Annotated in this window: 21 protein-coding genes; 17 read left to right on the top strand and 4 right to left on the bottom strand. The window is 57.0% G+C overall.

Annotated features, from left to right (window positions below; translation table 11 throughout):
* Window positions 1-222: 222 nt before the first annotated feature.
* The 6 genes from MTX23_RS35115 (at window position 223) to MTX23_RS35090 (ending at window position 7,398) form a co-directional block, all read left to right on the top strand.
* Window positions 223-804: a hypothetical protein gene (locus MTX23_RS35115; protein WP_280978609.1), complete on the top strand. Its 582-nt coding sequence runs from the start codon at window positions 223-225 to the stop codon at window positions 802-804.
* 83 nt (window positions 805-887) lie between these two features.
* Window positions 888-2,159 carry a methyltransferase domain-containing protein gene (locus tag MTX23_RS35110; RefSeq protein ID WP_280978374.1) on the top strand — a complete coding sequence of 424 codons (1,272 nt, stop codon included), beginning with the start codon at window positions 888-890 and terminating at the stop codon, window positions 2,157-2,159.
* Between the two features lie 18 nt (window positions 2,160-2,177).
* Window positions 2,178-3,062 (top strand): DMT family transporter, encoded by an 885-nt coding sequence (locus MTX23_RS35105; RefSeq protein ID WP_280978375.1) that lies wholly within the window; start codon window positions 2,178-2,180, stop codon window positions 3,060-3,062.
* A gap of 13 nt (window positions 3,063-3,075) precedes the next feature.
* Window positions 3,076-3,810 (top strand): ABC transporter ATP-binding protein, encoded by a 735-nt coding sequence (locus tag MTX23_RS35100; protein WP_280978376.1) that lies wholly within the window; start codon window positions 3,076-3,078, stop codon window positions 3,808-3,810.
* A gap of 7 nt (window positions 3,811-3,817) precedes the next feature.
* Window positions 3,818-6,190 (top strand): FtsX-like permease family protein, encoded by a 2,373-nt coding sequence (locus tag MTX23_RS35095; RefSeq protein ID WP_280978377.1) that lies wholly within the window; start codon window positions 3,818-3,820, stop codon window positions 6,188-6,190.
* Between the two features lie 131 nt (window positions 6,191-6,321).
* Window positions 6,322-7,398 (top strand): HlyD family efflux transporter periplasmic adaptor subunit, encoded by a 1,077-nt coding sequence (locus MTX23_RS35090; protein ID WP_280978378.1) that lies wholly within the window; start codon window positions 6,322-6,324, stop codon window positions 7,396-7,398.
* Here MTX23_RS35090 and MTX23_RS35085 read toward each other — a convergent pair.
* The 3 genes from MTX23_RS35085 to MTX23_RS35075 all read right to left on the bottom strand — a co-directional run bounded on the left by MTX23_RS35085 (window position 7,364) and on the right by MTX23_RS35075 (window position 10,663).
* Window positions 7,364-8,452, bottom strand: a complete 1,089-nt coding sequence (locus MTX23_RS35085; RefSeq protein WP_280978379.1) for an amino acid ABC transporter permease — start codon at window positions 8,450-8,452, stop codon at window positions 7,364-7,366. The genes MTX23_RS35090 and MTX23_RS35085 overlap by 35 nt on opposite strands.
* Before the next feature lie 52 nt (window positions 8,453-8,504).
* Entirely contained in the window at window positions 8,505-9,491 is a 987-nt protein-coding gene (locus MTX23_RS35080) for an ABC transporter permease subunit (RefSeq protein ID WP_280978380.1), read from the bottom strand.
* 152 nt (window positions 9,492-9,643) lie between these two features.
* Window positions 9,644-10,663: an amino acid ABC transporter substrate-binding protein gene (locus MTX23_RS35075; RefSeq protein WP_280978381.1), complete on the bottom strand. Its 1,020-nt coding sequence runs from the start codon at window positions 10,661-10,663 to the stop codon at window positions 9,644-9,646.
* A 153-nt stretch (window positions 10,664-10,816) separates the two neighbouring features.
* On the opposite strand from MTX23_RS35075, the gene MTX23_RS35070 reads away from it, so the two are divergent.
* From MTX23_RS35070 to MTX23_RS35060, 3 genes are all read left to right on the top strand, one after another.
* Window positions 10,817-12,037 (top strand): radical SAM protein, encoded by a 1,221-nt coding sequence (locus MTX23_RS35070; protein ID WP_280978382.1) that lies wholly within the window; start codon window positions 10,817-10,819, stop codon window positions 12,035-12,037.
* Between the two features lie 47 nt (window positions 12,038-12,084).
* Window positions 12,085-13,548, top strand: a complete 1,464-nt coding sequence (locus MTX23_RS35065) for a coproporphyrinogen-III oxidase family protein (RefSeq protein ID WP_280978383.1) — start codon at window positions 12,085-12,087, stop codon at window positions 13,546-13,548.
* A gap of 118 nt (window positions 13,549-13,666) precedes the next feature.
* Window positions 13,667-14,788 (top strand): glycosyltransferase, encoded by a 1,122-nt coding sequence (locus MTX23_RS35060; RefSeq protein ID WP_280978384.1) that lies wholly within the window; start codon window positions 13,667-13,669, stop codon window positions 14,786-14,788.
* A 22-nt stretch (window positions 14,789-14,810) separates the two neighbouring features.
* Here MTX23_RS35060 and MTX23_RS35055 read toward each other — a convergent pair whose 3' ends face one another.
* Window positions 14,811-15,122, bottom strand: a complete 312-nt coding sequence (locus MTX23_RS35055; protein ID WP_280978385.1) for a hypothetical protein — start codon at window positions 15,120-15,122, stop codon at window positions 14,811-14,813.
* Window positions 15,123-15,284: 162 nt separating this feature from the next.
* Here MTX23_RS35055 and galE point away from each other — a divergent pair, with 162 nt between their 5' ends.
* The 8 genes from galE to MTX23_RS35010 all read left to right on the top strand — a co-directional run bounded on the left by galE (window position 15,285) and on the right by MTX23_RS35010 (window position 26,796).
* The gene (gene galE / locus MTX23_RS35050) at window positions 15,285-16,289 is read left to right on the top strand and encodes a UDP-glucose 4-epimerase GalE (RefSeq protein ID WP_280978386.1); all 1,005 of its coding nucleotides are present in this window, start codon (window positions 15,285-15,287) and stop codon (window positions 16,287-16,289) included.
* Window positions 16,290-16,403: 114 nt separating this feature from the next.
* Entirely contained in the window at window positions 16,404-17,471 is a 1,068-nt protein-coding gene (locus MTX23_RS35045) for a glycosyltransferase family 4 protein (protein WP_280978387.1), read from the top strand.
* A 1,315-nt stretch (window positions 17,472-18,786) separates the two neighbouring features.
* The gene (locus MTX23_RS35040; RefSeq protein WP_280978388.1) at window positions 18,787-19,617 is read left to right on the top strand and encodes an ABC transporter permease; all 831 of its coding nucleotides are present in this window, start codon (window positions 18,787-18,789) and stop codon (window positions 19,615-19,617) included.
* A gap of 6 nt (window positions 19,618-19,623) precedes the next feature.
* The gene (locus tag MTX23_RS35035) at window positions 19,624-20,376 is read left to right on the top strand and encodes an ATP-binding cassette domain-containing protein (RefSeq protein ID WP_280978389.1); all 753 of its coding nucleotides are present in this window, start codon (window positions 19,624-19,626) and stop codon (window positions 20,374-20,376) included.
* A 199-nt stretch (window positions 20,377-20,575) separates the two neighbouring features.
* Window positions 20,576-21,460 carry a hypothetical protein gene (locus tag MTX23_RS35030; RefSeq protein WP_280978390.1) on the top strand — a complete coding sequence of 295 codons (885 nt, stop codon included), beginning with the start codon at window positions 20,576-20,578 and terminating at the stop codon, window positions 21,458-21,460.
* A 3-nt stretch (window positions 21,461-21,463) separates the two neighbouring features.
* The gene (locus MTX23_RS35025; RefSeq protein ID WP_280978391.1) at window positions 21,464-22,237 is read left to right on the top strand and encodes an FkbM family methyltransferase; all 774 of its coding nucleotides are present in this window, start codon (window positions 21,464-21,466) and stop codon (window positions 22,235-22,237) included.
* The gene (locus tag MTX23_RS35020) at window positions 22,237-23,421 is read left to right on the top strand and encodes a glycosyltransferase (protein ID WP_280978392.1); all 1,185 of its coding nucleotides are present in this window, start codon (window positions 22,237-22,239) and stop codon (window positions 23,419-23,421) included. The genes MTX23_RS35025 and MTX23_RS35020 overlap by 1 nt, the downstream gene beginning before the upstream one ends.
* A 2,589-nt stretch (window positions 23,422-26,010) precedes the next feature.
* A complete protein-coding gene (locus tag MTX23_RS35010) occupies window positions 26,011-26,796 on the top strand; it encodes an outer membrane beta-barrel protein (protein WP_280978393.1) in 786 nt (261 codons plus the stop codon).
* The last annotated feature ends 2 nt before the right edge of the window (window positions 26,797-26,798 follow it).

Here is a 26,798-nt window from a genome sequence, read left to right as displayed (position 1 = left end):
ATAGCGCTGGCTTGCGTGCGCTAACAGCGACGCAAGTTTGGATTTCTTTCGCAAATGAAACTTCGTTCGTTTCGTACAGTAGCGCTGCTTGGTGGTGTCCTCGTGTTCGGGGTAGAGTGCGTTGCGCAGGGGCGGCTTGGTCAGAGTCCGCCCGCGCGACAGATTTTGCCGAGGCCCGAATTCGGGCTGCCGGATTCCTCGATGCCCGTTCCGGGATCCCAAATGCCGGGTGCCGATCCGTTCCAGCTCCTTGAGAACAGCGAGGAAGTCCAGGCTGACCTGGGGCTGACGAGAGATCAAATCGCTAGGCTCAATCGTGCTTCTCGGAATTTTCGCACAACGCTTCAGGAGCTCTCGGTCGCCAAGCCTGGTGTGAGCCCCGAAGCTCAGCGTGCCGCGGTCGAGCGTCACGTGCGCGACACACGCGGAATGATAGCTCGCGAACTGACTCCTGCCCAACTAGGCCGCCTGCAGCAGATCATGCTGCAGCTGGAAGGGCCCTGCCTCGCCGTGATCGATCAAGCCGTTGCGGAGCAGCTCAAGTTGTACCGCGCCCAGCAGGAAGCAATCGGCCGGGCATGCGAGACGCGTTCAGCGCAAATGAAGCGTGCGTTTGTCGCGGCGCCGCCAGGTGCCAGTTATTGCACCACGATGGTCGACAATCGCCGACGGGTAGAAGCGATTCGGATGCAGGCCGATCAACAGATCCTGGCGCTGCTGGAATCGACCCAGAAGGATATGTTCACTCGGTTGATTGGCAAAAAGCTTAAGCTGACTCCTCCGATGCCCCCCGAGTGCAATTAATGTGTCAACAGAAGCTATGGCCCACCATCGACCCGGCTATCCGGTGCCGGTCAGTCGTAGCTTGTTCTTTCGGAGTAGCTTGAATGAATCGACGAGCGGTGTTCGTGGGCCTGAGCATTCTGGTGCTGTTGTACGCCTCGCCGTGGCCGGCACATTCTCAGCCTGGCCCGAAGGTTGGTGATCCAGGTCCGCTGCCGCCTTCGCCGCCACCACAAGTCGGTTCGACCACACAAACCGTCACCATCAACGTGCCGATCAATTCCGACGTGTCACTCGTGCACGTGGGAAGTAACGACTCCTTTGCAATAACGGCTGAAGGCCGTCAGGCCGCCACGCTGCTACTGAATGCGTTGGAGGAGCCTGACGAGGTCAAGGCTCATGAAGACGCGGTTAAGGCGAGCAGCATCTATGATCAGATCATCCCGCGGGAAAACTATGGCGGCGAATACTCGGCTCTCCAATGGTTCGCCGACTATATCGCGGCCGATCCCGCCAAGAGGCCGAGCTTTCTACGCGATCCCCAGGTCGCGTTCTTTTTTCACGTTTATGGCAGTGACAACTTTGCGGTCCTGAAGGAATATCTCTTCCGAAAATATCGCCTGCGGGAAATCGGCGACGAGGAGACTAAGGCTGGCCAAGACCGCAAGGTCTGGCTCGAGGACACAATCCTGTTCGAGAATCCGCGCCGCGAAAGCTGGGAGCGGAGCAGCGAGCTGCTGAAGCGTCTCGACGTAAAGCCCGGCGAAAAGATTGCTGACGTAGGGAGTGGGCCCGGGTACTTCTCGTTCCGGTTCGCCAAATTGGCAGGATCTGCAGGGCGTGTCTACGCGATAGAAATGAATGCCGATCACCTGCGCTATATCGAGCAGGCGAAAAAGGCGATGGCCGTCAACAACGTGTTCACGGTGGAAACAGACGGCAAATCAGTTGGACTTGCCGGAATCCAGACCAAGGTCGATGCCATCTTTCTTTGCTCGCTCTATCACAACATGTATGCGATGTCGACCAAGCCGGAACGGGACAGCTTCATCGCAAGCATCAAGGAGTCTCTAACGGACAACGGCCGACTGTTTCTGGTCGACAATGGCCTGGTCCCTCCTGGCGTGCTTCCCTATCACGGGCCGTATGTTGCAAAGGAGCTGATCATAGGTCAGATGCTGAACTATGGCTTCGAGCTGGTGAAAGAGGATCAGTACATTCCACAGCGCTATCTGCTGGTGTTCAAGGTCAAGAAGGCGCAGGTGGCGCAAGACCCGAAAAACCCGGGTGCGGAAAGCGCCACGCCCAAGCCTACAGAGAAGATCTCGCCGCCCAAGAAGCGGAAGTCTGCTCACGCGCGACATCATCGCACCTAGGACCAAAACGAGACGAGCGTGGACCAACGATTGATAGGTGCAGCGGCGGCGCTTATCTCAGCTGCGAGCTGGGCATTGGGGTCAATCCTCTTCAAGAAGTTGGGTGATCAGCTTCCGCCTGCCGCGCTGACTTTGGCGAAAGGTGCTGTAGGCACTGTCATTCTCGGACTGTCAGTCCTGTATCTCCCGTCTGCTCCCGTGGATGTATCGAGCCTGTCGATGCTTATCCTCAGTGGTGTTCTTGGCATCGCTGTCGGTGACACCTTATTCTTCAAGGCTCTCGACAACCTTGGTGCGCACGCCGTTGTGGTGCTTCTTACGCTCGGCCAGGTCGTCACCCTAATGCTTGCGGTGGTCTGGCTTCACGAGATGCCAAGTTCACTGGATTGGGTGGGAATAGCTGCAATCGTGGCTGGCGTGGCTCTCGTCCTTTGCGCTCAGATCTCAGAGGGCTCAAATTCGCGAATGATCGGCATAGCCTGTGGCGTGGGTGCGGTCATATGCATGTCGTTGGCGACGATTATCGCCAAGGAGGCCCTTTCGACAATGGAAAGCGTGCAGGCCGCGTTTGTCAGGATGTTCGCGGGGACCGTTGGAATATTGTTTTTTGTTCTTGCGCAGAAAGGGGCTTTTCTATCCCTTAAGCCACTCTGCCATCCTAGGTTCGCAGCGTTTTTTCTGCTTTCGGTCATGGTCATCACCTTCGGAGGGTTCTGGCTTTCGCTATTTGCGATGAAGACTCTGGATGTCACCATCGCCAACACGCTCGGATCAACCGAACCTCTATTTGTGATCCCGCTCGCGGCGATCTTCTTGAGGGAGACGATCAAGCCGATCGCTGTGGCAGGGAGCTGCCTGGCAGTGTCTGGTATCGTTATCATGCTTCGGCCCTGGGCCGGGTAAGGGGAGAAAGCAGGTGGTCGAGCACGCGGTCTCGCCAAACGATCGTGGATCGACGTTTGTCGCCAGGAAGCTGGTTAAGACGTACCAGACCGAGGCCGGCGAGGTGCATGCGTTGCGCGGGGTCGATCTCGAACTGACCGAAGGGGAGTTCATCGTGCTGCTTGGGCCGTCGGGAAGCGGCAAGTCAACCTTCTTGAACATCCTTGGCGGCCTCGACATCCCGACCAGCGGGGACATCTTCTTTCGCGGGGATGATCTGACCCAATTTACCGAGTCGAAGCGCACTGAGTACCGGAGGGAACGAATTGGTTTCGTCTTCCAGTTCTATAACCTGATCCCAAGCCTCACCGCGAGCGAGAACGTTATGCTGGCCACCGACATCGCACGCAGGCCGCTCCCGGCGGCGGAAGCGCTCGGCCTGGTGGGGCTAACGCATCGGATGGACCATTTTCCGGCTGAACTTTCTGGCGGTGAGCAGCAGCGCGTCGCAGTGGCACGGGCGATCGCCAAGAGGCCCGACGTGTTGTTGTGCGACGAACCAACCGGCGCGCTGGACAGCAAGACCGGTGTAGTGGTTCTCGAAGCACTCGAACGCGCGAGTCGGGCGGTCGGGACAACGACCGTGCTGATTACTCATAACGCGGCCATCGGCGATATGGCGGACCGGGTGGTGCACTTTGCCGACGGCTGCATCGTGAATATCAGGACGAACGCCAGGAGAAAGCAGCCCTCGGACCTGTCGTGGTGATAGGGTCATGAGAGGCCTCAACCGTAAGCTCATACGCGATCTTTGGCGCATGCGCGGGCAGGCGCTGGCCATCGCGCTGGTGACCGCTGCGGGAACGACAGCCTTCATCACTCTGCTCGGAACGCTGCTGTCGCTGGAGAAGACGCAGTCGGCTTACTATGAGCGCTTCAAGTTTGCCGACATCTTTGCCAATGTTCGGCGCGCGCCGGAATCCGTAGCGAACGAGCTGGTCCGCATTCCCGGGGTGAAGCAGGTCACCACCCGCATCGTCTTCAACGTCGTCGTGGACGTAGGGGGGATGCGCGAGCCGATCAACAGCTTGCTGATCTCGGCGCCCCGGGAGGGTGAGGCGACGCTCAATAACATCTATATCCGCAAAGGCCGACTGGTCCGTCCCGGATCGGCCGACGAAGTTGTGATGATCGAACCCTTCGCGGAAGCAAATGGTCTCCATCTGGGCTCTCACTTCTCTGCGACGATCAAGGGTCACAGAAAAGAGCTGAAACTCGTTGGGACCGCTCTCTCTCCCGAATATATCTTCTTTGGCGTGCCGGGCGCGATGGTGCCGGACGACAGACGATTCGGTGTCATGTGGATGGATCGGGATGCGCTCGCGGCAGCTTTCGATCTGCGTGAGGCGGCGAACGACGTAAGTCTTTCCGTCCTGCCCACTGTCTCCATCGACGATGTCATCAACAAGGTGGATTGGCTGCTGCAGCGCTTCGGCGGGGTCGGAGCCTACGCCAGAAAGGACCATGTTTCACATGCGACGCTGAACGGCGACATTGAGCAGTTGCGCACGACAACCGAGATAGCCGCACCGCTATTCCTCGGCGTCGTCGCCTTTCTCCTCCATATGCTGATGATGCGTCACGTCGAGACTGAGCGCGAGCATATTGGCGTGCTCAAGGCGTTTGGTTACCGAAACCGTACGATTGCGTGGCACTACATGAAGCTAGTCCTTGTCATCGTCGGAGTCGGGATTTGCGCCGGGCTCGCCGGCGGCGCGCAGCTCGGCCGCGCCGTTACCCGGCTGTTTGCCGCCAACTATCACTTTCCTTTCCTTGAGTATTCGCTGACGCCGACGGTTTTTGCCGCCGCAATCGTAATCCAACTGGCGGCTGCGGTGATTGGAGCGTTCGGAAGCCTCCATAGCGCGGTACGACTGCCTCCGGCGGTGGCGATGCGTGCTCCGCCGCCGCCGGTATACAGGCGGACAATTCTTGAAATGCTTGGCCTGCGCCTGATCAACGATCAGCCAACGCGCATGATATTGCGACACGTCATTCGCTGGCCGGCTCGGTCGCTGATGACATCACTTGGCATTGCGCTGGCAACCGCAATCCTGATTGCGCCGATGGCGGTCTTCGATTCCGCCAAGCACATGGTCCAGGTGCATTTCTTCATGGCGGAACGACAAGACCTGACCGTCGCCTTCGCACAGGTCCGTCCGCGCTATGCGTCTATCGTTGCAATCGAGCACGAACCGGGGGTTTTGCGCGTCGAGCCGTTCCGCGCAACGCTTGCAAACATCAGCTTCGGGAAGAGGAGACGCAGGATCACCGTGATTGGCAAGGAGGCGGTAAACCAGCTGAGCCGTCCGGTCCTGAAAGATCTAGAAGCCCTGGCGATCCCCAGCAGCGGGATCGTTGTATCGAGTTCGATGGCGAGCTGGCTAGGCGCTGGCGTCGGCGATTTTCTGGACGTGCAGTTTCTGGAAGGACGTCGTCCGATGGTTCATCTTCCGATCGTGGCGGTGGCTGAAAGTTATGTCGGCCTTACCTTCTTCGTTCTACACATGAACATCCATCAGTTGAATCGGATCATGGCAGACGGTGACGTTCTCACAGGCGTCAACCTGCGGCTCGATCCGACCCAAGCTTACAATCTGTTCGACGCCTTGAAGAACGTTCCCTCTGTGACTGGCGTGGTCTCGCATACGGCGCAGCTTCAGGCAATGCGCCGCATGATGCAGCAAACGACCCGGATGACACTTCTGAACGTCGTGTTCGCAGCTATCATTGCCTTCGGCATTGTCTACAATAACGCCCGGATCTCGCTTGCCGAGCGAAGCCGTGAGCTGGCCACAATGCGGATGCTTGGCTTCTCCCGGCTGCAGGTGTCCTACATCTTGTTTGGAGAACTCGCCCTACTGACTTTCGCTGCCGTCCCCCTTGGAGCCGCCATAGGATATTGGCTGGGCTGGAAGCTCACCGCCGGCGCGTCGAACGAGATGTTCCGGCTGCCTTTATGGGTCGAGTGGAATAGCTTCGGCTACACAATTGTGACTGTCCTGGCCACGGTCATTCTCTCCAGTCTGGTCGTCGTTCGGCGGGTATTTGGACTCGATCTTATCAGCATACTAAAAACGAGAGACTAGAGAAAATGCGTTCGCGTCGTCTCCGGGGCTTGGTGTCTGTTGCTGCAGCGACGGTATGTATTGTGCTGCTAGCCATCCTGTTCGCGCCGGATCCAATTCCGGTCGACGGCGCCCCAGTATCGCGCGGAAAGATGATCGTCACCGTTTCGGCGGAAGGAAAGACGCGCGTCAAGGAGCCGTACGAGCTGGTGGCGCCCATTGCGGGAAAGCTGCTGCGCATTGCCTTGAAGGCGGGCGATCGTGTCGTTGCCAACCAGACGGTGATCTTCACGATCGAACCACCTCAACCTCAGCTCCATGACTCCCGCTCCAATGCCGAGCTCGAGGCGAAGGTGCATGCGGCAGAGGCTGCCCAAGACCTCGCTACGGCCGATCTTGCGCGCGCCAAGGCCGACAATGAATTCGCTCAGCGCGAGAATGAGAGAAACCGGGAGCTTTCACGCATCGGCGCAGTAACGGACAAGAGTCTGCAGCAGACTGAACGCGACGCGAAGATGCGGGAGGCGGCGGTCCAAGTGGCCGAAAACGTTGTGAAGCAGCGCATGTCGGAGGTTGAACTTGCTCGCGCCTCCCTCTCCGGACCTGGTGCAGTCGAGGGGCCGACCATGGTCCCCAATCTTGAGGTTCGGTCGCCGATCAATGGTCGTGTCCTTAACGTGCTGAAAGAGAGCGAGGTGATCGTCAGCCCGGGGATGCCGATCGTCCAACTCGGCGATACTGCGAATCTTGAGGTGATGCTCGAGATGCTCTCAGAAGATGCAGTGAAGGTTGAAGAGGGGGCCTCGGCCACGCTGGAAGGCTGGGGCGGTAAGAGGCTGAGCGCGAGGGTACGGCGGGTGGAGCCGGCAGGCTTCACCAAAATTTCCGCATTGGGAATTGAAGAGCAGAGGGTTAGAGTCCTCCTCGACTTCCTTGATCCGCCGGAGCAGTTGCAACATCTCGGTACCGGGTATCGCATCAGCGCCAAAATTGTCGTGTGGACCGCTGAAAGCGTGTTGAAGGTCCCGCTTGGAGGGCTTTTCCGCGATGGGAACAGATGGGCATGCTATGTTGTAACAAGCGGTCTGGCCAATCTGGTCCACGTTGAGGTCGGTCATCTCAACGAGGCTGAGGCGGAGGTGTTAGACGGCGTCAAAGAGGGCGAGACGGTGATTCTTCATCCAAGCGATCGCATCACCGCCGGGGTACCGGTGAAATTGCGTTCATAGTAGGTTCGGTCTCTCGGACCTTGCTCCGGCCACGACCGACAATCCGTTCCAGGAAGCGGCCATAGATGCCCAGTCCGACTGAAAATGTGAGGTAGATGAAACCGGCAAAGAGGTATCCTTCAACAGTTGCGATGCCTTGCCATCTCGGGTCCTGGAGTGCGGACCTGATCGTCGACAGGAAGTCCAGCAGTCCGACCATTCCGACCAGGGTTGTGTCCTGAAAGAACGCGATGAACAACGCCACAAGCGGGCCGATGACTGACGTGATGGCCTGCGGCAGGACGACGAGAAACGTCGTTTGCCAGTAGTTTAGCCCGAGTGAGGCGGCCGCCTCGACTTGCGTCAGCGGGATTGCAATCAGGCCGCCTCTGACCGTCTCCGCGATATATCCAGCAATGAAGATCGTGATTGGAATCTGGGCCATCAAGAAGGCGTTGTTCGCAGTCCAGCCAGGCATCAGCATCGGCGACATGACTGAAGTCATAAACAGAAGTGAAATGAGTGGAATGCCTCGGATGCATTCGACCAATGCGGTGCTCACGGTTTGCACCACGCGGATACTTGAGCATCGCGCGAGTGCGAGGAGGATGCCTAGCGGTAGGGCGGTGCTGAAGGTTGCGACCGACAACAGAAGCGTGAGCGGCAGGCCGCTCCACCGCTCGGCCGGAACATAGGGGAGCCCCAAGAGCCCGCCGCGGAGGAGAATGAAGACCGCTGCAAACACGGCCGGAATCAGTAGAAGCAGCCTTCTCCCCCAGAAGCATGGCATCATGGAAATGCAGCAACCGGCAAGGAAGATCGACATGGCAGTAAGCGCGCGCCACTGCTGGTCAAATGGATAGACGCCAAACACCATGAAACGAATTTTCTCAACAATGAAGGGCCAGCATGCGCCTCTGGACGCCTTGCAGGTCTCAGGTCCTCCCGAGGTTGTGGCGTCAAGTACGAGCCAGTCGAACGCCAGGCCGGCGAGCGTCCAAATGATCCAGCAAACGAAAATTGTGCACGACGCTCGGAACGGCGATCCGAGCAGGGTCTTCCAATAGTTCGTCATGGCGCCAGGCCGGTGAGCAAAGGGCCGCAGTGGTCGCAACCTATCCATGGTATTAGACCCGGCTGGTCCAGTCACGTTGCCCAACTAGATTTTGCGTTAGTGATGAAATGCCAAGGGAGATCAGAAGATAGCTCAACGTATAGATGGCCGTGCATTCGAGCGCCCGCCCGGTCTGGTTGATGATCGTGTTTGCGACCATGACGAGATCGGGAAAGCCGATAGCAACGGCTAGCGACGAGGCCTTCGCTAAGCTTGCATAAGTGTTCGTTAGGGGCGGCGTGATCGCCTTAATCGCCTGCGGTAGAACCACGAGCCGCATGCTCTGGACCCAGCTGAGGCCGAGCGCTCGTGAGGCGTCCACCTGCCCCGGCGGAACGGCTCGGAATCCTGCCCGAACAATTTCTGCGATGGCAGAAGAAGCAGATAGCGATAGGCCGAGCAGCAGCGCGGCGAATTCCGTTGTCACTCGCAGGCCACCCTCGATCCGAAACTTGGTTTTGGTTGGAAAAACGACTGTGAAATCCGGCTGGAAACACGCCGTGAGAACTGCGGCAGTGCCGATTGCGACGAGCAGTCGTTTCGCCGAAGCAGGAGCCGCTGCGACGCGTCGAATCGCCAAGGCCAGCACGATGCTGCTCATCCCCGCGGCAAGCATTGCGAGGCCCCAGCCAGAGTTGATCGAGGGAAACGAAATTCCCTCGTTGCTGAGGAAAAGGTGAGGCAGCAGTTCCACGGCGCTCCGTGCAGGAGGGAGCTGCACTAGCAAGAGTGAGTACCAGAAAAACAACCACAACAGGAGAGGTACGCTGCGGAGCAATCCGACGTAAGAAGTGGCCAGCAACCGAATTGCGGGATTGTCTGACATTTGAGCCACGCCTGCCAAGAACCCCAGGACAGTCGCCGCCATGAGGCTTAGCGCAGATACCAGCAATGTATTTGTGAGGCCCACGGTCAGCGCCCACGCGATGGTATCGGTGGGCCGGTATTCGATAAGCGATTGTCCGATCAGAAAACCCGCTTGCGTACCCAGGAAGGACAAGTCATCAAATGGAGCCCGCGTCGGGATCCTCGTCCAGATCAGCCAGACACATAAAAGGCCCGCCGGTACCAGCAGTGCACGTCTGACGAAGGCTTGTCGCCGGGTGCAATTGCGTGGTGCTGCCGCCGGCGAGGTATTAGCCACGATCTGCCTTACCGGAACGGCGGTGCATAGAGGTAGCCGCCATCTCGCGTCAGCTTGTTGGGACCCCGTGGCAGAGGCATTGTGGAGCCCGGCCCAAAATGACGATCAAAAATCTGACCGTAGTTGCCGACCAGTCTGAGAACATTGAAGGCCCATCGGTCGGACAGGGACAACATCGATCCAAAATTGCCGGTCTCGCCGAGCAGTCGACGGGTTTCTGGATCAGAGCTGTGAGCATGATCCTGCAGGTTCTCGGTGGTGATGCCTTTCTCCTCGGCTGCGAGTAGGGCAAACACGACCCAGCTGATAATGTCGCGCCAGCTTGAATCGTTCGCTCGAACGACGGGGGCCAAGGGCTCCTTCGAAATCGTTTTGCTCAGAATTGCGAACTTCTCAGGTTCATTCGCCATTGCACGCACCGATACCAGAATGGACCTGTCGGCCGACACTGCATCGCAGCGGCCCGACAGGAAAGCATTTCTCCACTCGTCGGCGTTTTGGAAGACGACCGGCTCGTATTTGAGGGATCGGGTCCGTAAGTAATCTTCGAGATTTTGCTCGCTCGTCGTCCCAGGGAGGAGGCAAACTGCCGCGCCAGCGAGGGCATTGATATCATCTGCAGCGGCCAAATCTGATCGTGCCATGATGCCCTGACCATCATGAAACACGACGGGTCCGAAATCCAAGCCGAGCCGCGTATCTCGGGTAAAGGTCCAGGTTGCTTGCGCGATCAGCACGTCAACCCGCGTCGATCGCAGCGCCTCGTATCGGATGTTCGTGTCGAGCGGCACGAAATCCACCTTGGTGTCGTCGGCAAAAATCGCCGCCGCGACAGCTCGGCAGAGGTCGACATCAAACCCGCGCCGGCGGCCCTGGCTGTCAAGGTATGAAAAGCCGGGTGCGATAGGCGAAACCCCGCATTCTAGCCGGCCGCGCTTGTGAACCTGATCCAGCGTTTGTTGAGCCGCGGCTGTTCCTGCAAGACCAGACAATGCAAACACCACGGCCAACCAAAAGAACTGAACCATAATGCACCTTCGCCACACCAGCCTCGTGTTAACCACGGCCGGCCAGAACAATTGAACCATAAAATTAGTACGTAACGTACCGATCGCCACACCAATCTTGTGCTGAAAAGACTCATTTGATAGGGCGTCATCTGTATTGATGGACAGGTGCTAATGCATCTTCTCGACGAATTTCGAAGCAGTTGGTCGACGCTAATCATTCGGTGGCAAGCCGAGGGATGTGATCAGAACCCACTGATGGTGCCGACTCCGGAGACCGTGTCGATCGAGAGCGATGCGGTACGGATTATTTCAGCTATTTTGACATCTGATGGTCGCTTCGATGAGGAGCTATTCTTCTCCGCTAGACAAATTCGCGACCGTCATGTCGGCGCGAAAATTGATCTTCGAGCGGTCGTCGACCTGAGCAACAGGTGCCGTGTCAATTGCGGGTTCTGTCCGATGCGCCGCGACAACTCGCATGAGCTTCCGACGACCAAGGCAAGTGCGGACAAGATCGTTGAAGCCAGCGAGGCTGCCTACGCGCTTGGATTCCGGCAGCTCTTCCTGCAATCAGGTGAGGATACGACCATCATCGAGCCGGTGCTGGATGCTCTCCATCGGATTCTTGCTCGACATTCAGACTGGCACATCATTCTGAACCTCGGAAGCCACCGCTTGGATGTTTACGAGCGGCTTCGCGCCGCTGGCGCAAGCGGCTATCTGATCAAGCATGAGACGGCGAACCCCGAATTGCACTTGAAGCTGCGTGAGGAGCCACTTGCGAAGCGCGTCCATCACATGCTGCTCGCGCGTCAATCCGGCATGTACATCGGGTCGGGAAATATTATGGGCCTGCCGGGGCAGACGATCGAAGACGCGGCTCGCGATCTTCTGTTCCTTGGACGAATCGATAGCTCTCGAATGGCCAGCTCGGCTCCCTTCACCTCCTCTCACGATTTGCCGCCAGAGCTGCAGGCCACGGAAACGGGGTTATTTGAACGGACCCTGCGCTTCCTTGCGCTTTTGCGCCATTGTTTCCCGTTTGCGCGAATCCCATCAACCAGCAATCTGGACAGTCCGCAATTGTTGCGACCCGAGGGGTTGCGAAAGTCAGGACAGGCACTGGGAATCGATGCCGGCGCCAACGGAATTACAGTTCAGTTTACGCCGTCCGAGATTGAAGATCAGTATGGGCTATACGCGCGCGGCGCGGAAAAGCGGCAGGATGGATATCTTGTCCGATACGAAAAAGCACGGTTGGTGTCTCAACAGACCGGCTTGCCCCTTGATTTAAAGCCTCGGACGATGTTCGCGGAGTCTGGAATTGCACGAAGTGCGAACGGCGCTGCATCAAGGCGCATGCAAGGTGACATGAGTAGTCGCGCGAGCTGATACGTTCAGTCTCCCGCTGCGTCGCGATTATAGAGGTGAGGAAAGTCATGATTGCAGGATTGAATGAGCTCATTGCGCGTTCGCGCAACCGTTTAGACGATCTTAATCGCTTGCGAGATCTGGGAATCGTGGCAAAGGGCGCGGATTTTTCACCGAGCGGCGTGCACTACCCACCGATAACGAAATATGCGCCGATCACTGAAGATGAGATGTTCGCCGACTATGTCATGCCCGATGACGGGCGGCTGGACGTGTATGCGCACATCCCCTTCTGCAAGACACGCTGTACATTCTGTCACTATCCGCTGAAGCTCGGTCCGAAGATGATCGAGGAGAAAGACCGCTATCTCACCGCGCTCGAGAAGGAGATGGATCTCTATCTCCGTAGGCTGGGCGTGGATCGGATCAAGCCTCGCTCGATCCTGGTCGGCGGAGGTACGCCGACTTTCCTCACTCCCGCGCAGCTCCGACGATTCCTCGATTCATTCAACAAGCGCGTTGATCTCTTGTCGAGCACGCAATTCAGCTACGACGTGGATCCCAATACGCTCATCGGTCCCGACGGAGCCGAACGCCTCAGCATGATGCGGGACTACGGTGTGCATCGGCTGACGATTGGCATTCAGTCGCTCAATCCCGAAGTCCTTCGCCTCATGAATCGCCATCACGGGCGTGAGGAGGCGTTGTTAGCCATCGAGGCGACGAAGAAGGCCGGCTTCCAGGTGAATATTGAATTTATCTTCGGCTATCCGGGACAAACGCTCGAGAATTGGGCGGAGGTGGTAGAAGAGGCGTGCCAGCTCGATGTAGAGGAAATTCAACTATATCGACTAAAGGTCGAGGCCTATGGCGACTATCAAGGTCCGATCAAGCAGGTGCTCGAGAAGAAGCGTCAGCCAGTGCCGACCAACGAGGACGCCATCGTCATGAAGCAGCTGGCGATCGAAATTCTCGCGCGGCATGGTTATCGCGAGCAGATCCTTCGTCGCGTTTTCACGCGTCATCCGGAGCACTACTCGCATTATGCGCACAATCAGTGCTGCCGCCTGGTCGATGAAGTAGGATTCGGACTGAGCGCATTCAGCAGCCTGCGCGACCGCTTCGTGCTCAACACGGCGGACTTCGACGAATATTACGCGAAGATCGAGTCCGGGCAGCTGCCCGTCAATCGCGGGCTGGTCAGGAGCAAGGAAGATCTGATCCGTTGGGCCGTGATTCTTCCGCTCAAAAATCGCACGATCCGGGAACGTGACTTCAGACGGGTGACCGGCCGCGAGCTGGACGGCGTATTTGCGGACAAGTTCAATCTGCTCAAGGAGGAAGGACTCGTTGCGAATACCAAATGGGGGCTGACACTCACTACGCTGGGCTGCTTCTTTGCCGATGAGATCGTGCAGCAGTTCTTCGAGCCGCATCATCTGCCATTTGCGCCGGACGACTATGCGCCGGGTCCTCTTCATCCTCTCAACCACGCAGAGATCTTCGGCTCGCAGCTTGAAGCGGCAGTGTAGGTCGACGCATCCCGAAGTGACACGGCGGGCATGTCATCGGCCGCTTTTGTTCGTGATGCGGCCAGGGTTCAGGCGCTACGCTGTCACCTCGGTAGGCACGGCCCAGGGAGAATGTGAGGTGGAATTAGCCCCGAGAAGGCGTGACGCGTTGCCAACGGTGTCTGTAGTGATGCCGGTGCGGGGAGATGGCCGGTTTCTCGAAGACGCACTCAAAAGCGTCTATCGGCAGTGCGAAACGCACCTGGAGATTATCTGCGTCGATGATGGATTGACGCATCATGCTGAGACCGTCATCCGTGAATTTAATTCGACCGCACGCAATATCCGCATTCTGCGCAACAACGGGCGTGGCATCGTCGCAGCCCTAAATACTGGCTTGCGCGAGGCGTGCGGGGAGTTCGTCGCGCGGATGGATGCCGACGACATATCCCTGCCGAACCGTTTTGCCGCTCAATTGACCTTCCTACGAAGGCATCCCGACGTCGCCGCCTTAGGAACTCAAGCGATGCTGATTGATGAGGATGGGAAGGTGGTGCGCAGGTTGCGCACCCCAGTGGGCAGTGCGCGTCTATACCGAGCTCTGGATGTCAGCTGTGCCATCATTCACCCCACGGTGATGATGCGGCTGGCCGCAATTCGGAAGCTGGGTGGATACCGGGTTGGGTTTGATGGAGCGGAAGACTACGAACTTTGGCTGCGATTGCGTCGGGTCAGCAAGCTTGACAATCTGCCGGGTCCGTTCCTGTTGTACCGTAGTCACACAGAGCAGGTCAGCGTCCGAAACCAGCTGCGCCAGGCGAGGATGGCTGCGATCGCCAGCGTTGGGCACCGGCTCCTCAGTCGCTCTGGTGTCGATCACCTCGCGGCGATCACATCATACGGGAGTTGGCGGTCCGCATTCGGACCAGCTGGTCCGGCCGCGGTAGACGAGGTCAGGGGCTTGACCGCCTGCTTGCTTGCAGACAATGGCGGAACGAACCGCAGATCGGGCGCCCGATATCTCGACCGGGCCTGCGCCAAGGCGGGAGCGCACGGCTCGCCTTACCTGCGCAACAGGCTCGCGCTCGCCTGCGTACGGCATCAGATTTCGCTGGCTAGAAGCGGCAGGAGGATGGATGCACTTATAGCGGCGGCCACGGACCTTTCCAGATGGCGAACCCGTCTTGTCCCTGCGTATTTTCTGCAAGCAAGCGCACTTTGGCGATCCCGGGAGGCATTGAGCGCCGAGCGCAGCGCGTGACGTCGGTGAGTCTGCGCTCGTCTTAATCTTCGTCAGCGCTAAAGCCGAAATCCGCACGCCAGCTGCGCTTAAGGAGTTGGCGAGCTGCATCGATAGGATGTCTGCGCGCAAATGCGACACCGCCGGGATTGTCCCAGTCATCCGGGTGGCACCATATGTCCCATTCGCGTCCCTTGGCGGCGTAGAATACACCGTATGCATCCTGCGCCGACCGTAGTTCGAGTAAAATATCCGGCCTGTCGAGGTGCAGGCGTTCGACTTCGTCCGCCTGCAGCTTGAGTTCGCAGCAGTCGTCAATAAATGCGTGAAGCTGTGGATCGTCCTCAGGTACCATCGCTTGCCTACTCGCTCGCTTCCTTACATGTCGGAGGTATAGGGGATGTTGAAATAAAGTTGACCATGAGAAAGACAAAAGCAAGCTGCTTCAAGTTATCTAATCCTTTTGGTTGGGCGAGTCCGGCCCCAGCTCCACAATACGTTAAACCATGAGTAAGAGATGATTCTTGTCACTGGAGGTGCCGGCTATATTGGATGTCACGTGTGCCTCGAGTTGCTGAATGCTGGCTACTCTGTCGTTGTGCTCGACAACCTGATCAACAGCAGCATCGAGGGCATGCAGCGCGTTGAGAAAATCGCGCGAGGTTCGCTGAACTTTGTGCGAGGGGACATCTGTGATCGTGCGGCTCTCGGGAAAGTCTTTAAGTGTTATCCGATCGACTGCGTGATCCACTTGGCAGGCCTGAAGAGTGTAGCGGAATCAATGCTGCATCCTCTCGCATATTACCAGACCAATCTGGTCGGATCCGTCAATCTGTTTACTGAGATGCAAGCCAGCGGCGTCCGCCGGATTGTATTCAGTTCGTCGGCCACGGTCTATGGCCAGCCACTATTCCTGCCGCTGACGGAAGAACATCCTCTGATCCCCGTCAATCCGTATGGGCGGACCAAATTGCTGGTCGAAGATATCTTGCGCGCCCAGATCGAAGCTGACCCGCGCTGGGGCGTTGCGATTCTGCGGTACTTCAACCCGGTCGGAGCTCATGAAAGCGGCATGATCGGAGATGATCCATCAGGCATTCCCGCCAATCTGCTTCCCTTTGTTGCCCAGGCGGCGGTCGGACGACACGAACGAGTTACCGTGTGGGGGGATGATTATCCGACCCTTGATGGAACGGGAGTGAGGGACTACCTGCATGTTGTGGACTTGGCTGTGGCTCATGTTCGGGCGGTCGCGCATACGACTGGTTCGGGCTTGCTTGAGGTAAATCTCGGAGCTGGGCGCGGTCACAGTGTTCTTGAGGTGATTGCGGCATTCGAGGAGGTCTCGGGCCGAAAAATTCCGCTTATTGTCGGCAGCCGTCGTCCTGGGGACGTTGCAATCAGCTATTCGCATCCGCGAAAGGCTCAGGTCTTACTGGGCTGGAAGGCCGAGCGAGATCTTCATGCAATGTGCAGAGACCACTGGAGATGGCAAAGAAAGAACCCGATGGGGTATCACTAGTTGGCTGACGCCTTCGCAGTCGACCAACAAGCTTCTCTGGAGTCTTAAGCCGCGGTGTTGCATCCAATCAATCTCATGCTGTGGTATTGGGGGCGGCGTGGATTTCCAGTGCGGATGACGCAGGACCTCATTCGCTGCCTGTCCAAACGCGACGATGTCCGATTGACGGTGTCCCTCTCTCGAGATGGGGAGAATTTCGCCGAGAGCGAAGCCGCATCTGCGTGTGGTTATCACGTTGACACATTTTCAAGCCGACTCGGAGTGGTTGCTGCGCTTGTTCGTTTGTCCAGGCAGATGCGCGAGTTTCTTCGGTTCGTTCGACTAAACGATGTCGATGTCGTGTTCGCGGTTATGCGTCACCCGTTCGGTCCGTTGGTGTTTTCGGCCCTTCGGCGGCAGAAGAGACGGGTAGTATTGGTGGTTCACGACGCGCTGCCGCATCCTGGTGACTCCCTTCCGTTTTGGCACATCCACTTCAACCTCGAGCTTCGGGCAACCGACGGCATCGTGGTGATGAGCCAGGCCGTCGCCGAGACGATGCGCCGCCACTATCACTATCCCACAGAGCGAACATTCTTTATGCCCTTGCCGGCACCGCAGTTTCGGGGCCCGCGAGTTCCTCGAACAGCACCGCAATCGCGCCCTTGGCGTTTGCTTTTCTTTGGACGCATTCGTCAATACAAGGGGCTCGAACTCTTCTCTCAGGCCTACAGGCTTCTGCAGCAGCAGTTTTCCGTTACTTTGCAAATCCTCGGACAGGGAGAGTCTCCCGCCCTGGCTTGGCTGGCCGACGATCCGTCGGTCACCATCAAGCAAGGATGGGTTCCGGAAGAGGATGTCCCTTCCGTACTGGAGGAGGCGGATATCCTTGTGCTGCCTTACATTGAAGCAAGCCAGTCGGGCGTGCTCATGTCCGGGTTCGCCGCAGGACTACCTGCTGTGGCGACGCCTGTTGGAGGCATTACCGAGCAGGTTCTCTCAGGCCACAATGGATTGCTAGCACGCGCCGTGACGCCCGAAGCCGTTGCCGAATCGATCGCCAAACTAATTTCAGACGAAGATCTTTACGCGCGGTGCTCGTCAGGAGCGCTAGCGTCCGCGGCAGACGCGTTCAGCACTTCTCGTGCAGTAGATGCCATTTTGGCAGCATCGCGCGCCATTCGCGAGATGCCACCTCGATGACCCGTTGCACGGCGGCGCCTCTTCCTCAAAGCTGGCGCTTGCGGAAGGATGAAGAGAGCAGCGGCCGAGATCGCCGAACGTAGTTGGTGCTCCTTCGGATCACCGAGGTTATGTCGGGGGGCTGGAACAGGATGAAAAAGCCATGAGGGTCGCGTTCGCTCTATCCGCCGCGTGGATGGTCTTGGCCAGTTGTTTTGCCAACGGGTGGGCAGTTAGAAGAGCAGCCAAGCTCACGAACGCTCAGATCGACGCGTGCTTGGTAGCATATGCTCGGGTCTTCCAGGCGCAAGGCGATGCATGGACTCCCTGTTGGGAGGACTTCGACAAGCGCTTCTTGCACAATGTATCCACCCATTGGCTAATTGCCGGCACGGCCGCACTTCTGCCCGTGCTTTCAGCATGGCTCTGTGCTTATGCGTACAGTCGAAACAAGCGGAGAATTTCAACCGCTCGTCGCGCTGACGGCAATCTCTAAGCTTTCAGGGCAATTGGCCAGCCGCTCCGTCGACAGACGTTGCCTCACGCTGGAGGAGTCTGTCGGCTGAGCGCTTCCAGTTGATCGCGACTGATGACCCTGCCGTGCTCGTCCTTTATGACGATGCTTTTGAAACCCTGGGCCTCAAGTTTTAGGATTCTATTAAAAGCGTCTTGCGCGCTTGCAGGTGGAAATGCAAATGCCCCAGCGGGTCCGGCCGCATTGATAGCAAAAGGCATGATTTGGTCCTCTAAAAGATTACATGATGGTCAAATGAAAACACACAGACGAATGCTGGTTACCACCGCGTCTGATCGTGGTCACGACCATTTCGGATCGTCCGTTTCGTACAAAGAGTCGTGGTTCTCCGACTCCAAGATGCGGTTTATATAGGCGTCCGCAAGAGCCGCTCGGTCATCATCCAACTGATTCACAAACCACAGCGTCGTCCCATATTCAGCGACGTTAGTTCAACGTCGATCGGGCGCGCCAATCGAGGGTGATCCGTGATATGGGATGGCGGATCAGCCGACGATGCAAGGCGCAAGAGCGCCAGCGCCGATGCAGGGTTGAGCACGCTGAGGGGCTCTGCTAGAGAGTGGCCGGCCACGGGCAGGGGGATTGTCGGGTGCCACGTGCTCTTCTCCAGAGCGAGATCCAGTTTTCTGCAACCTTAACCGAACGGCGGATGCGGGCGCGATATTTCGCGTTGGAGGTCCTGGTTGAGAATGTCTCATCAGGTAGATTACGACGCTAAATATATCCGACGTTTTTGATGGCAGCTGCAATGTCCAACATGAGGGGTGGCGGGTGGTAAGCGCGTATCTTAACGAGGTTAGCTTGCGTGGTGAGCAGCGAGCCCGTCATCGAGTCTGGCGGTCAGACGTCAACGATGCGCGCGGAACTGTTGGCGACCTTCGAGAGGCCGTTAGCCGATGGCCGTTGTGGAGCCGCCTTGCCTGGCAGGATGTTCTACTCCGATATCGGCGTTCAATCATTGGTCCGTTCTGGCTGACCTTGAGTATGGGCTTCACGGTAGCTGCGCTGGGTGGCGTTTACGGTGATCTGTTCGGAATTGGCCTCATTGATTTTTTGCCGTATCTGACGGCCGGATTGCTCGTATGGGGCTTGATACAGGCTTGCATTTCGGAAGGATGCCAGACCTTCATTGAAGGCGAATGGATCATCAGGCAAATGAACGTTCCGCTGTTGATGTTTCCGCTGCGGGTCGTATGTCGCAATCTGGTTATCTTTGCCCATAACCTCGTAATTTATGTTGCCATTCTGTTGATCTTTCCTGTCCACGTCGGATGGGGTGTACTGGCCGCTATTCCGGGTCTCTTCTTGCTTCTCCTCAATGCTGCATGGTGCGCAACACTTCTGGGTATGCTCTCGGCACGTTTCCGTGATCTGCCGCAGATCGTGGCCAGTGTGCTGCAAGTTGCATTCCTTGCCACCCCGGTAATTTGGCGCTCCGATCTGATCAGCCATAAGGCGGTCGTTCTCTTCAATCCCTTCTATTACTTTCTTGAAATTCTGCGTGGACCGTTACTGGGGCAGGCTCCTCCCATCTCAACCTGGATAGTCGTTCTCGTCATCACGACGGGTGGGATCATCGTTACAAGTCTCTTTTATCACTTGCGACGTTCGCGAGTGCCGTTTTGGGTATGACGTAAGATGGGGGCGGTCTCGATAGAACTGAACAGCGTATGGCTCGAGTATCCAATTTATGGGCATCGATCATTGAAGAACGCGTTGCTCCGTTTTGCAATGAACGGGCGTCGTCCGGACGGAGATGTCACCTGTGTCGGAGCGCTCAAGGACATAAATCTCAGGTTTGATGACGGGGACCGCGTTGGCCTTATTGGCGGCAACGGTGCAGGCAAGACGACAATGCTACGAGTGCTTGCGGGTGCGATGTCTCCCACTCGTGGCAATGTGCAACGCATCGGTTTTACCTCCACGCTGTTTGACGTGTACCTGGGCATGAATGGGGAAGCGACCGGGTGGGACAACGTAATGCTTCGCGGCTTGTTTCTCGGTCTTACCCCCGACGAAATCCGGGCCAGAACTGAAGATATTGTTGCTTTCAGCGGTCTGACCCATGATCAGTTGGATCGGCCGATGCGGACGTTTTCAAGCGGAATGATGCTAAGGCTGGCTTTCTCAGTTGCGACGTGCGTTAGCCCTGAAATCCTCCTAATGGACGAATGGATTTGGGTGAGCGACGCAAGCTTCATTGAGCGGGCTCAGAAGCGAATGACTGAGATGGTTGATCGAGCCAAAATTCTGGTCATTGCGACGCATGCCGACTATTTGATTCAGCAGCTGTGCAACAAAGCTGTTCTTCTGTCCGAAGGTGAGGTCAGAGGGGTGGGGCCCGTCGATGAAATTCTCTCAATCTACCATGGCAAGAATGGCGCGGGTTGATCGTGCGGCAAAAGCAGTGCGGGCCTCACGCGTTGCGCCAATGGAGTGGGGCGCGAGTCAGGCAGTATTGTCCTTGCAGATGACGGCTCCTCTCAGGAGGACATGCACGCCCAGCCTTGCCCCAATCGTCCGCTGTCCGCAAAGAGCATCGTAGGACTGGATTGTCTCCCTCGTCAATGAAAGGTTCAGGGTAGGTGAAATGGGTGTCGGATATCACGGCCTGCAGATTGCCCTCCTGGGAAAAAAGAGGGGAGTGAACTTTTCGCGGACGATTTCGATCGCCCGCCAACATCACTACCTGGACGCGGCTACGCTCCAGTCGATGTTCGTTCGATTTGGACTTTCGTTGACTGAGGGTGAACAGGCAGCGGTCCTGCATGGCCCTTTTTCGGAAGGACTCTTCAGAAAACTCGGTGCAACCCTGGTCGACAGCATCGATGCCTCCGACTACGAAGGAGCCAGCATTATACACGATTTCAATGAGCCAGTCAGTCAATCGCTTCATCGGAAATACACCGTGGTTGTCGATTTTGGCTCGCTGGAGCACATCTTCCATTTTCCGAACGCCATCAAGAACGTCACCGATTTGCTTGACGTTGGCGGCCACTTCATCAGCATGTCGGTCGCAAACAACTTTATGGGGCATGGCTTCTACCAATTCTCGCCCGAGCTGTTCTTCAGCTATCTTCCTGCGAACGGCTTCTCCGATTTGGAGATTTATCTTGTCCCGTTCCGGATCTTCCCCTTTTTCTTTCGCGTAGCCGAACCCCGAGAGCTGGGTGGGCGGGTCGAGTTGGTAAATTCAGAGCCGGTGCAGATTGGCGTGATTGCGCGAAAGGTGAAGCACGTTTCAAGCCCGGTGGTTCCGATGCAGTCTGACTATCAGCAACAGTTTTGGCGCGGGCGCGATGTCAATCGAAGAACTAAGGGGGCATCCGTTGATCCAAAGCTGAGCCAAGCGATGTCTGAATATAAGGCGCGTTTGGCGTCTCTTCTTGCCTGGCCCGAAACCGTTTCGCCGGAGCTTGTGAACGGGTTCGAGAATAGTCTCCAATATCAGCTGGTCGATCCGGCCAAGGAATAGACGATGAAGGCTAATGAGATCATCAGGTCCGCGCGCAAACGCGTTGGTGAGGTATTTTTCAATCTGCAGGCAGCTAAGCATTTGGTTGAGTGTCGCTATGGGAGCAAGGTCGAGCAGCTCGAGTGTTACAAAAACAGTGACGTGCTAATTCCAATCGTGCCGGGCATTACGTCGCAGACGATCGCAGCGTCGATCCGTGCTGGCACTTACGAGGCTCACGAAGCCGCCCTCCTCGAAGGTCTCATACAGAAGGGAGAGATTATCCTTGAGATCGGGGCTGGCTGCGGGTTCATTTCAACGGTCTGCGCGAAGAATCCTCACAGTAATGCGGTGCATTGTGTTGAGGCGAACCCAGGGCTTATCGACTTGATAAGACTAACTCATCGCCTCAACGGTGTGAGCGCAGTCGTGCATAATGAAATATTGGCGAAGGAGGATGGGGAAACAGACTTCTTTGTACATCCCGATTTTTGGGCGTCAGGGACGCACAGCTTCTTGGGCACCCCAATCAAGGTGCGGACGACATCCTTTCAAAGACGACTCAATGAGTTGCGGCCCACAATGTTGGTTGTCGATATCGAGGGTGGTGAAGTCGATCTCTTTGATGACGTTGATCTCACGGGTGTACGAAAAATCATGATCGAGCTCCATCAGCCAACGATAGGAAGGTGTGGGATGAAGAAGGTCTTTGATGTTCTGTCTGCGCAGAAATTTCACTATGACATGTGGCACAGTACGTTCTCGGTTGTCACTTTCTCGCACGTTGATCGATACTAGTGGTAACGATTGTTGATGATTGGCCGAAGCAGATGACCTTGCCAGCGCGTCGCCGCGTCGCGGTATTGATCAATGACATGAATGCAGCCGGCGGGATCCAGAGGGTTGCAAGCAAATTGGTTCGAGACCTGGGAGAGCGATACCAAACGACGCTGCTTTCAGTCGAACCTCTTGCAGGTCCCATATTCTATGAAGAAGGTCTTGATTTTCAGAGCTTGGAGTTGCGACGTAACAGCGTATCACATGGCAGGCTGATAGCTGATCTCGTTGCTATAGGACGTAGGCTGCGTCGCCGTGTTCGTGAACTAAGAATCGATACCGTGTTGGCGCTGTGGTACGACATGGCGACTGTGGCGGCGTTCGCGCTTCCATCCTCGGTCAAGAGGGTTGGTTGCGAGCATATCGCATATTCGCAGGCCACTCCGTCGTGGCGCTTCATTCGTTCTGTCTCGTACCGCAGGCTGGATGCAATCGTTGGACTGACCCGCGAAGACCTTCCGCTTCTTGCAAAGATAGCCAAGCACGCCGAAGTCATCCCAAACTATATCGACGCCACTCCTGTTCTCAATGCGCAAGATCGGCAGAAGATATTGCTGACGGTCGGACACTTGGATGCGCGCAAAGGCGTCGATCGTCTGCTCTGGGCATTGAAACAGACGTTAATCGATCATCCCGACTGGAAGCTCGTGGTAGTAGGCGGAGGTGAGAAGGGATACGTCGACTGGGGTTACTTGGATTACGTCTCCACCCTAATAAAGCTTCTGCAGTTGGAAGGACGCGTCGAATTCCATCCGGCGACCAACCGGATCGAGGATTGGTATAGAAGGGCATCGGTCTACGTGCTTGGCTCGCGAATGGAAGGCTTGCCAATGGTGCTGATTGAAGCCAAAGCGTACGGACTTCCCATTGTGTCGTTTGACTGTCCGACCGGCCCCAAGGAAATTGTCCGCGATGGGATAGATGGCTATCTCATAGGAAATGACAGTTTCGCGTTCGGCGAAGCTGTTGCTGCTTTGATCAAGGATGCGAACCGTCGGGGTCGAATGAGCGACGCGGCTCTTGAAGATGTTCGCCAAAGGTTTAGTCCTTCCGTTGTGCTGAACAGATGGCATGAACTGATCGAAGGCTTGCATGTCAAAGAAGGCGTTCTGGGACGCCGTAGCGAAGCGCCAAGCTGGCCATAGCCCCGACAAGTGAGGTGGCCTGTCAGATCGAGAAGAACCCAGGAGAGCCAGCTGTTCAATTACAGTGTCATTGTGGCGCTCTCTGAGGGGCCCATATCCTTCGAGACGGACGGCTTGCTGGCGTGAGCAAGTGTGATTTGCATTTGTCGTTGCTCCAATGGCGACCATCGTTTCGCCACTTGCGTTTGACGACCGCGGTTCCCGGTCTAGTGGGTTCCTCCGGCTAACGCTGGTGTCCGGTCGAAGCGGGGTTGCATTTCACCGATACGTTCCAACGAGAAGCGCCTTCAACCTGGAAACAAAGTGGGATAACCAATCATCCTTCTTTATCCGTTCAAAGACTTGCGCCTCGATTGCGTTCCATTCCTCCTGGATCAGGAATCTGGATTTTATCTGCGTTTTGGTCATCTGGTCATCGCCTCACGTCAGCTCTGCTATTGCTGTGGGTTCGTAGACGGTGGTGACGGTGATCTAGCGCAACCTCAATCCCGGATGACTACGGTCAGTCCGTACGATTCGGACTAAGTCGCGCCCGCGACAAGCGCGCTGGTCGTGGATATACTGGCTGGACATCTTTCGACCGGGAATGGTCCCGTGGTGCGTGCGCGGCGAGGAAGTAAGTTGCGCGTGGCCGTGGTGAGCCAAAAACCTCACTTCTCAATTTGGCGATCGACATGTCAGGGAAAGACTCAGACCGAGAACGAGAATTCCTTGTGGTCGCTCTTGTAGCAGTGATTCTCCTTGCGCTGGCAGCGCTCGCGACGAAATGGATGATTACCCAATACCGATTTGACGAAGACGATGATTCTTTGATTCCGCCGCTGCCGCGCGGCGAACAGGGTGAAGCGAATGCCTCCAGTGTTTGGAGTCCCCCGCGGCCCCTACCTAATACATGATTGCAGGTGTGATGGATCACCGCTAAGGGGGCGGCCCAGACTAAAATGTCATGTGAAGTGCGGGTCTGACGTGCGTATTCGGACGATCGTGGACCACCCTCTACGACAGATTGCAATCACCCGTTCCGATCGATCGCGACCAGTGCGATGGTGCCCGTCAGGTGCATTTCTTGATCTCCCGTGTAGTCACCAGGAGGGACCCGCGCGCGCCGCGGAGTGCCCCCACGGCTACGCAACAGCGCGCGTGGTCCTTGTTGACCCACGGGGGAGGGGCGGTCGACCGGCTGGTGATGCACCTCATATTGTTGCTCTCGTGGGCGGCTTGCCGGTGGCCGGCGTTGTGTCCGCGGCCGGCGCCAGTCGCTCCTCGTCGGCTTTGAGCTTGCCCATCGACGGGCCGTCGAGCTCGATCTGATATGCGCGTTGTGGACGATACGATCCAGGACGATGTCGCCGACGGTGGCTCACCAATAACCTCGAGCCAAGTTGCCACAGGGAGTTGGCTGTCGATGAGGAGATGGAGCCGCGTGCCATGGCGGTCCTCGACGATCGATACCATGAGATCGCGCCGCTGGCTTGGAAAGGAGCGGTCTACCGTGGGTCCCATTTGGGACGGTGGTCAGGCGTCAAACGCCGCGCAAGCTGAATCCGTGGCCTATCCGCGCTCTCCAGAAGACAAAAAAGGCCCGTCGTTTGCCCAACGGGCCTGTATTCGTTGATCCCTCATTCAGGGTCACTTAGATCTCACTCGCAAACGCGAAGCCTTCGGTATCGCCAACCGTAGTCGGTCCACACGCGCCGCCGCACGTAGTAGCAATCTCCATAGGCGGAACCAGGTCCGACGAATACGGGTGGTGGAGGTGGCGGCGGCGGCGGTCCAAAGCCGAAGCCGGGACCTGGCGGCGGAGGGAATGGTTGGGCTGCGGCGGCTGATGCGACGAGCGCACACCCGGCTACGACCAACACAAGGCTACGTCTCATTTAACAACTCCAAGAAAAGGGTGAGCCTGGAAATGCTGCGCTGACCCCGATGAATGGGCAATGAACCGGACGCGATGGATTCTGAGTTTGGCTATGTTTCTCCTGGGCAAGAGGTTTCGTGCGGCGGCCCCGCGACCATCAAACTCGAGGAGAGGACAATGGTGCAGAAGGTGATTGAGGAAAGTCGTGCTCATGGTTGTTGTCGCTCAAGTAAGTGTCGCAGTCCTGGACGACGCGAGCGAAGCTGACGATAACGCTGCGGTGCAATTTGTAGGAAGGTGTAGCGGTGGGGGCGACCCGCAACCATACTTCAATGGCACCTTCGCAGTAGACGCCGAGAATGCCCTGCAATCGAACAAATGCCGCAAGACGTTTCCGCAGTGGCATCCATAGTCCAAGATGTGCCTACACCTCAAGTGTTGAGCATCCCAGGCCGCACCCTCGCTCCAAAATGGTCTTAAAAAAATGTCAGGTGCTAGGTCGATTACAAAGCAATAATCGCTGCCCTTGATGCAGTATTTCAGTACGTTTCGTACCGTACGATCCGCATGCTCCTCCCTGGTCCAGACAGGACGAATCGAATCGAACCTCGGTTCGAGAATCGCTTCGCTTATTCAATCGTACCGCAGATGCAGCACGAACACTGCGTTGATCTGTGATCGTTGACGGAGACGCGTCGTAACAAATTGAACCTCGAGGTGTACTTCGCAACATGTTTCATGATACGGTGTTCCTCGCGTTTGAGGCGGGGGAGATACAGTACATGAAGAAAATCATAGCTGCGTCATTTATATCAGCACTGCTGTGCCCTGGTGAGATTGCGGCCGCAGATCTGATGACGAAAGCGCTGCCAAAGGCTCAGCTCACCACGTTCGATTGGAGCGGTTGCTATGCCGGGGGCAGCATTGGGGGCGCATGGGCGCGACACGTAGGCCTAACGGATGTAGAAGAGCCGGGCGATGTCGCGACATATCCACTCCAGAGCGGATTTGTCGCCGGCGGCACACTAGGTTGCAATCTGCAGATAGTCGGATCGCCCGTTGTAGTTGGACTCGAAGGAAACGGCGGATCTCTACGCCTCACCGGAAGCGGGCCTGAAAAATTCAATACGGCTATCGTGTCCAGTACGAAGATTGGTAACTGGTACGCAATGATAACCGGTCGCGCTGGGTATGCTTGGAAGCAGGTCCTCTTCTACGTCAAAGGCGGTGCTGGATTCACTGAAGTTGTGAATACGGTCACACCGCCAGTGCCCGGAATCGCTGGGAGCGCAAGCCGCGACATCAACACTTGGACGGCTGGGGGAGGCATTGAATGGGCAATCAATGACCGTTGGAGCGCAAAGGCCGAGTATATGTTTGTTGATCTGGCGAATACTGCAAACATTGTCCGGCTGGCACCGTCGCCCAACGTCGCGACGCCCACGTGGTCCCACGATTTTGGCGCCGTAAACCTCGTTACCATTGGCCTCAACTATCGCTGGGGTGGAGGGCGCTAGGC

The organism is Bradyrhizobium sp. ISRA436 (genome assembly GCF_029910015.1).
GTDB lineage: Bacteria > Pseudomonadota > Alphaproteobacteria > Rhizobiales > Xanthobacteraceae > Bradyrhizobium.
This window is presented reverse-complemented; position numbering and strand designations above follow the sequence as displayed.

Coding starts and splice junctions, on each gene's coding strand:
- MTX23_RS35090 (WP_280978378.1), top strand. CDS start 6,322: ATGATCGTCACCGTTTCGGCGGAAGGAAAGACGCGCGTCAAGGAGCCG.
- MTX23_RS35025 (WP_280978391.1), top strand. CDS start 21,464: ATGAAGGCTAATGAGATCATCAGGTCCGCGCGCAAACGCGTTGGTGAG.
- galE (WP_280978386.1), top strand. CDS start 15,285: ATGATTCTTGTCACTGGAGGTGCCGGCTATATTGGATGTCACGTGTGC.
- MTX23_RS35055 (WP_280978385.1), bottom strand. CDS start 15,122: ATGGTACCTGAGGACGATCCACAGCTTCACGCATTTATTGACGACTGC.
- MTX23_RS35085 (WP_280978379.1), bottom strand. CDS start 8,452: ATGACGAACTATTGGAAGACCCTGCTCGGATCGCCGTTCCGAGCGTCG.
- MTX23_RS35115 (WP_280978609.1), top strand. CDS start 223: ATGCCGGGTGCCGATCCGTTCCAGCTCCTTGAGAACAGCGAGGAAGTC.
- MTX23_RS35030 (WP_280978390.1), top strand. CDS start 20,576: ATGGGTGTCGGATATCACGGCCTGCAGATTGCCCTCCTGGGAAAAAAG.
- MTX23_RS35095 (WP_280978377.1), top strand. CDS start 3,818: ATGAGAGGCCTCAACCGTAAGCTCATACGCGATCTTTGGCGCATGCGC.
- MTX23_RS35110 (WP_280978374.1), top strand. CDS start 888: ATGAATCGACGAGCGGTGTTCGTGGGCCTGAGCATTCTGGTGCTGTTG.
- MTX23_RS35045 (WP_280978387.1), top strand. CDS start 16,404: ATGACGCAGGACCTCATTCGCTGCCTGTCCAAACGCGACGATGTCCGA.
- MTX23_RS35070 (WP_280978382.1), top strand. CDS start 10,817: ATGCATCTTCTCGACGAATTTCGAAGCAGTTGGTCGACGCTAATCATT.
- MTX23_RS35010 (WP_280978393.1), top strand. CDS start 26,011: ATGTTTCATGATACGGTGTTCCTCGCGTTTGAGGCGGGGGAGATACAG.
- MTX23_RS35035 (WP_280978389.1), top strand. CDS start 19,624: ATGGGGGCGGTCTCGATAGAACTGAACAGCGTATGGCTCGAGTATCCA.
- MTX23_RS35065 (WP_280978383.1), top strand. CDS start 12,085: ATGATTGCAGGATTGAATGAGCTCATTGCGCGTTCGCGCAACCGTTTA.
- MTX23_RS35075 (WP_280978381.1), bottom strand. CDS start 10,663: ATGGTTCAGTTCTTTTGGTTGGCCGTGGTGTTTGCATTGTCTGGTCTT.